Source organism: Nonomuraea jiangxiensis, from assembly GCF_900099965.1.
GTDB classification, from domain to species: Bacteria; Actinomycetota; Actinomycetes; order Streptosporangiales; family Streptosporangiaceae; genus Nonomuraea; species Nonomuraea jiangxiensis.
Genome location: NZ_FNDJ01000058.1, coordinates 22,331 through 28,709 on the forward strand (window position 1 = coordinate 22,331; position 6,379 = coordinate 28,709).

3 protein-coding genes and 1 pseudogene are annotated in these 6,379 nt (G+C 65.7%); 1 reads left to right on the forward strand and 3 read right to left on the reverse strand.

Annotation, left to right across the window (positions count from 1 at the left end; translation table 11 throughout):
• Nucleotides 1–60: 60 nt before the first annotated feature.
• From BLS95_RS53620 to BLS95_RS53630, 3 genes are all read right to left on the reverse strand, one after another.
• Nucleotides 61–4,230, reverse strand: coding sequence for a golvesin C-terminal-like domain-containing protein (locus BLS95_RS53620; RefSeq protein ID WP_143044325.1), 4,170 nt, complete (start codon nucleotides 4,228–4,230; stop codon nucleotides 61–63).
• A 166-nt stretch (nucleotides 4,231–4,396) separates the two neighbouring features.
• Nucleotides 4,397–4,915 (reverse strand): hypothetical protein, encoded by a 519-nt coding sequence (locus tag BLS95_RS53625; protein ID WP_090947348.1) that lies wholly within the window; start codon nucleotides 4,913–4,915, stop codon nucleotides 4,397–4,399.
• Nucleotides 4,912–5,811 (reverse strand): hypothetical protein, encoded by a 900-nt coding sequence (locus BLS95_RS53630; RefSeq protein ID WP_143044326.1) that lies wholly within the window; start codon nucleotides 5,809–5,811, stop codon nucleotides 4,912–4,914. The genes BLS95_RS53625 and BLS95_RS53630 overlap by 4 nt, the downstream gene beginning before the upstream one ends.
• A 407-nt stretch (nucleotides 5,812–6,218) precedes the next feature.
• On the opposite strand from BLS95_RS53630, the pseudogene BLS95_RS60185 reads away from it, so the two are divergent.
• Nucleotides 6,219–6,379, forward strand: a pseudogene (locus BLS95_RS60185) (IS5/IS1182 family transposase); the annotation flags it as partial.

The window sequence follows — 6,379 nt, forward strand, 5'->3', positions numbered from 1 at the left end:
CGGTGGTGGCGAGGATGACGCTCGCCACCACCGCCGAACCGGACGTCGTTCGTCGTGTCATTAGAGTCCGGGCGCCAGGGCGGCTGAGTTGAACGTCTGGGTGTACATACCAGCGCCCAGTTCAAGGTTGGGATGGAATGACTGGGCGGACTTTCCCGGCAGATTCCACCGGCCGCCCAACAGCGCGTCGTCACCGGGGGTGAGGTCCGTGACCAATTCGTGGATGGCCTCGTTGCCGTCACCTGTGCACGCCCCGTGCTCGCCGTTGAGGCCGAAGTAGGGCCGCGGATCGGCCACCTTCAGCGTGATCCCTGCCAGGGCAGGATCACTCGGCAGAGCTAACAGCACCTGATTCATGAGGTTGGCCATGTTCCTGGTCCAGTCGACCTCGTCTTGATCGATGACTTGACCCCCGGGAGGCCCGCACGGGGCTCCCACGACGATCGGGTAGCCCATCAGGAGGATCTTCGCGTTCGGTGCTTCCCGGTGGATCGCCCGAAGTGTCTGGATGATCGAGTCTCGTACCTTCCCGTTGATTCGCTCAGGAACGGTGACACTCAAAGGGGCGAAGCCGAATTCGGGCAGCGCGGCCGCGTAACAGGGCAGGGAGTGGATCAGGCATGTCTGGATGATCGGGCCGAATCCCGTGTCGTTGCCGCCGATCCCGAGTGTGACCAGGGTGGTGTTCCGGTCCAGGAAGCCCTTGTCGATCTGGGAGAGTTCGCCATACTGGCCGAGGACGGCGTCCCCGAAGGCGTTCCGTTCCCCGAAGGGCAGGACGTTCTCGGTCTCGGCTCCGGCGCAGGCGATCAGGTGGTAGTCCATATTGGCGTCCCAACTGTCGGCTCTGGCACCGATCGAGTTGGTGGAATCGGTCAATCTTCCCATGCGGGACCAGGCGAACTTGGATCGATGACAGGCGTTACGGAAGCGAGGGTCTCCCGCGAGTTGGCGGGGATGATTCGGGTCGTCGGCCCTTTGCGCTGTGCCGTTGTTGTCGCTGTCGCGGTAGTAGTCGACGCCACCGCTCCGGGAGAGGCCCTCACCGGAGGAGTAGGAGTCGCCCATCGCCACCACGATGTTGCGCGGCTTACCGGGCAGTTTCTGGAAGGCGACCGCGTCCCAGGCGATGGCCGTGGCGCCGTTCCCGAAGGGCTGTGGCGGGTCGCCGTCGCCTGGATGGTTGGCGACCCAGTTGGTCAGGCTCACATAGGGTGTGCCGGAGAACTGGAAGACCCCGAGCGACACCCAGGTGTTGGCCTCCAGCCGCTGCGGAAGTGTCCGGGTCTGGGTGACGGCGCCGTTGCCGGGGTCCAGGAGCGGACCCACGGTGTACGGGGCGCGCTGGGACCACGCCCGGCGGGCCGGCAGATGGACGAACACCCTGGCCCAGCCATTGACGGGCTGGTTCAGCGTCCATGTGCCGGTGACCTTGAACACGTCGCCGTCATGCGCGCTGTCCCGGGTGTAGGCGAACCACTCGTGACCGCCGAAGCCGTTGCCGAGCTGCTGGAAGTCCGCTTTTGCGGGAGTTCGTCCGTTAGCGTCGCGGCCGAACTCGAAGGCGAAGCCACCCGAGTTGGTCCAAGGGGAGTTGTCGCAGTCACCGCGCACCGGTGGCACACTGCTGGGCACGTCGTCGACGATCAACGCCCCGCTGGGCAGGCCGGGGGTGACACAGGGGTACCAGTAATCGGTGGGTTCGGACCTTTCGATGCCGGCGTACATGCTGTCGTACCGGATCGTGCCCTCGTTGCCGCAGGTGGACGAGCAGTTCGGCTTCCAGACCTTGGGCAGGTGCCACCAGCATTTGGAATCGTCGCGTTGGCAGGTGCCCGGGGCCGGGATCGAGCCGGTGTCGGGCCGGCAGTTGTTGTGGTCGTCACCGCCCGCCGAAGATGGCACGCAGAAGGCGTTGACGTCAACGACGATCGCGGAGGTGCCGCCTCCCCACGCATAGGAGGGCACGACGTTCCCTCTGTCGAGGGAGGTGTTCCACCAGGCGGCGTTGTATCCGGGCTGGCTCATCCACTTCTTGGCGGTGGTGTCGTAATAGTCCTTGGCGATCGGCCAGGCCGCCCAGCCGAGGACCTTCTCCTGATATGGCCAGTCCTGCGGATGAGCGGCGTCGGCGTAGCTGTTGTTGTCCAGGAAGGGACGGCGGCCGGGCCGGTAGCTCGGGTTGGAAGGATTGTTGGCCCAGCCCACACCCCATGCGCCGTTGTTGGGAACGCCGTTGCTGTCAACGCCCCACGCCGCGGACTTGGGATGCCAGCCGGAGTTGTAGGCCCACACCGCCAGATACCAGTTCTCGATTCGGGCAGGGTCGCCGTTGTTGATCTTCGCCTGGCCGCCGGTGTCCTGCCAGATCTCGTTCCATTTCTTGGTGAGCACCTGCAACCCGGCCGCGATGTTCGTCACATAGTCCAGGGCGATCTTCCGCTGGACATCGGGAGCGAAGAGGCGCTCGCCCGGACGCTCGTATCCGGCCCGGCGCATCCCGTCGGTCATCTGCGTGATGCCGTAGCCGCAGTCGGCCTTGGAGAAGTCGATCGCCCAGTCATTGGACGGGTCGGCGTCGTAGACGTTGACACCATAGTAGTTACCGATCAGTGGGTTCCCCGTCTCCCCCTCGACCACGTTGCGCTGGGCCTGCCACAGGTTGGACTCCTGCGCAAGGATGCCGAACATGACGTTGGTGGGAACCCGGCCGCCCGTCGTCCCTTTGAGATCTTCAGCCGGGAACAGCGTCTGCGGGGACCAGGCCTGCAGCCCCGACTTCTTCCAGTCGGTCCACCGGGTGACGGTAAGCCGTCTGAAAACCAGCTGGTCCACGGCCCACTCGACCTGCCGCCAGTGAGGCTGGTACACCTGGGTCCTGGGGTCGTTGCGCGGCACCGCACATGAATATCCCTGATCCACAGGGTCTTCGGCACTCGCCGTCACGTTCGAGCCCGCTTCGGTGGTGAGCCCGGCGGCGAGCAGGCGAGGGTTGGGCGCGCGGCCCGACCCGGACTTGGGCGAGATGCGCGCCGCCGGCTCCACCGCGAAGCTGAGCCGGCTCCGGGTGGCGGGCACCAGCGCCGCCAGGTCGACCACGGCGGCCGCCCCGTCGTCGTGGCCGGTGCCCTGAATGCGGGTGTCGGAGTCGGCGACGCGGCTGGTGGGCCGGAGGCTCCGACCGGCCGCGCTCAGAATGACCAGCTCGCCGTGCGAGGAGACCCCGGCGTCGTCACCCGGGGCGGCGAGCACCGAAACGGCGGCCGGCATGGCCGACACCGTGCGGGCCTCACCGAGAACGAACACGCGGCCGTCCGTTCCCGCACGTATCGAAATCAGGCCTAACGGCCCCGTCGCCAGCGCCCGGGTCGTCTTGTCCTTGTGGTATCTCACAGTGACCTGACCGTCGGCATGCTCGGCATAGGTGAGACCGCCCTCCCGGTCGGGGTGCAGGTCGAAGGGCGCCGAACTCGTTGTGGCCACCGTGGTCAGCTTGCCTGTCTCCGACACCTCGACCAGGCGTGCTCCCGCGGCCGCCAGCACCGCCCCGGCCACGGGAACGGCGGAGGTCAACTGCCCGGAGACCACTGATCTCCTGGTGACCTTGGCCTGGGCGGTGTCCACCACGAGGAGACGGGTCGTGTTGTGGCCTTCCACCGAACCCTGCGTGAGCACCGCCTTCCCGTCGGCGCCACAGCCCGGGTTGAAGTAGGCCACCGACACCTGGTCCTTCAGCTTGGTCACCTCGCCGGTGGAGATCTCGATGATCGCGGCGAAGGCTCCCCGGTTGAACAGGGTGGCCCGGTTGGTGAAGTGCCGGGGTGCGTAGACCGCGACGACGCGGTCTCCGGTGCCGGTCATGCAGGCATTGCCGATCCACTGGTCGGTGTCCATGCCCGGCTCGCTCAGGGTGGCGAGCGTGCGCCACTGGTAACCGCTGTTCGCCTCGGCGATGAGCACGTGGAACCCCGTCGTGTCTCCTGCCGTGGCCAACGCCCGGTCGTTCGACGTGCGCCAGCCCGTGGGAAGGACGCGATCGCGGAGCGGCTCGTCGACGGCGGACCGGACCGTGGGCCGGTCCGCCGTGGCGCCTTGCGTCACGATCGGCGATGGTGTCGGCCCGCTCGTGAGCGAGGATGTGCCCGCGGTCGCGGATCCTCCACTGAGCACCGCGGACCCCAGGACGAGAGACAGGGCGAGCACCGCGTGCAGGCCGACTGCGCGTTTCACTGTGTCCTCCAGCAACCGAAGGTCAACGGGGCATTTGTTCGGAGGCGACCCGCCGGGGTCGGGAATGGGAAATAGAGGCGCCCGGCCTCGAATTCCTGTACGTGGCCACAGAAGGCGTCCGGGAGGGCGGGGAGACCTTAACCGGTGTGGGCGTGCGCCCTGGTTTCTAGATGCAGTCCGTCCACGAGTTCGAACTGATGGTGTCGTTCATGCCGTACTGTCCGAGGTCATTGACCATGAGGCCGCTGGAGCCGCTGCGGTACCAGATCAGCAGTGCCGACCCCGCGAAGTCCGCGTGCTCGTGGAGGAGCGCCTTGCATTGACTGTCGCCATTGCTGGCGGAACTCGCCCGGTCGTTCACGATCGCGTTACTCGGAGCCGGGCCAGGCCCTCCTCCCCAGTACCAGAAGGTGTCGTTCGTGTAATTCAAGTCCCCGTTGAAGTAGTCGCGTCGTCCGCCGCCCGCGTACCAGTGCTCGAAGATGCAGAGTTCCCGGTCCGTGCACCATCCGTCGTTCTCGTCGGCCCATGCGGGAGTCGCTGGGGAGCTGATGGTGATGGCGCTCGCCAGGAGCGCGCTCACTACTGTGGGAATCAGAATGCGCGTTCTGCCTCGCCTCTTCATCATGCCCTTCCGGATCAGGCCGTTCAGTGTCCAGGCGTTGTCCGTACGATTCGCGGTCACGGGCGTCCCCCGCTCATGACGATGTCCGCGTTCCGCTGGAATGCTTCTTGGTTGCGCTGTATCGCCTCCAACTCGTCGACATGCGCCCGGATAAGGTCTTTCTCGTAGGAGTTCTGCACGGAGGCGAGTTTGTCGACATAGCCGACCTGGTCCTTGCATTCCATGTCGGCCACGGCGGCCTTCTTCTCTTCCTCGCTCACGCCGGCGGCGGTGCGAGCCGGTCGCCAGCGGGGATCGTCCCAGGCCTGCTCGGGAGCTTGATACGCATACCCTCGCCCGCGGATGCAGGAGGCCCAGGCGGCCACCAGGCTCGTGACGCGTTCGTCCTTCGCCGCCATACCTGCGGCCTGGTTCATCAGCTTCCAGGGAAGCAGCAGGTCGGCCGCCGGGGTGTTCTTCCGCAGAATTCCGTCGGCTTGTCGGACGCAGCCGCCGGGGGCGACGGTTTTGCCCTTGTAACTGGTGAGTCCTTGACCCAGAAGGACGCTCTGCTCCTCGGACGGCACGGCGGCCCGCACCGCATCCTTGGGCTTGTCGAAGTCCTTCGCAGTGGCCGGATCGATTCCGTATCCGAAACGGGCCGCGTCCGCTGGGCTGACGTACAGGTAACGCCGGCTGCTGAGGAGTGGCGGCGGATTGCCGGAGGCCTCCTGCGTGCTGAACTCGGAGAATCCGAACTCCTTCATACAGCCTTTCACAAGCCGGGCGCGCGCACTGGTCGCCTTTCTACGCTGCTCCGGAGTGTCCACATACCGCATCAGGGCCGAGTCGCCATGCTTCAGCGTCGCCCCGGGCGGCGCGAGAGTTTCGGCGTGGGCATTGACCCCTCCGTGGACCGCACAGAGGAGAAGGGCCCCGCCCGCGAGCATGGCCACATTCTGCGATCTCATGTTCATGAGCCTCTCGTTGCGTTGAATCGATGGGCAGGCCGAGAGCGGTGACGAGTCTCTGTTGCGTGACTCGCATGTCTGCGCTCTGCCGACGAGGAAGTCGATCGATCACCGATGAGACGGCCTTGATCGTGCATCCGCCCCATTCACTCAACAAGAGGGAATTGATGTGACCCATCTCATAATTGGCATGGGTAAAGGCATGGAGTACGGTCTTCCGGCCGTCCGTCAATGAGGTGATCTCAGAGAAATAATTCGGGCGATTGGGGATTTCGGGACGCCTGTGGTGGCGTTTCGTGCCTTTCGGGAGAAGCCGTCGAAGGCCGGAGACAGACGTGGAGCCTCCGGTAGATGAGTTCTCACCACAAGAATCCCTGCCGCCCGAAAGGCTCCACGTGATTGCTCATCGTGCCATGCTCGACGTTCCCCGTGCACTGGTTCAGTACGTTGCCCGGCTGCTCCAGGACGAACGTCGCCGGCTCGGCACTCCCAAAGGCAGTCGCGCCCTGACCCCGTTCTGGCAGGCGGTACTGGTTCTGCGCTGGTTCCGGGGCGAGTGCGACATCCCCAAACT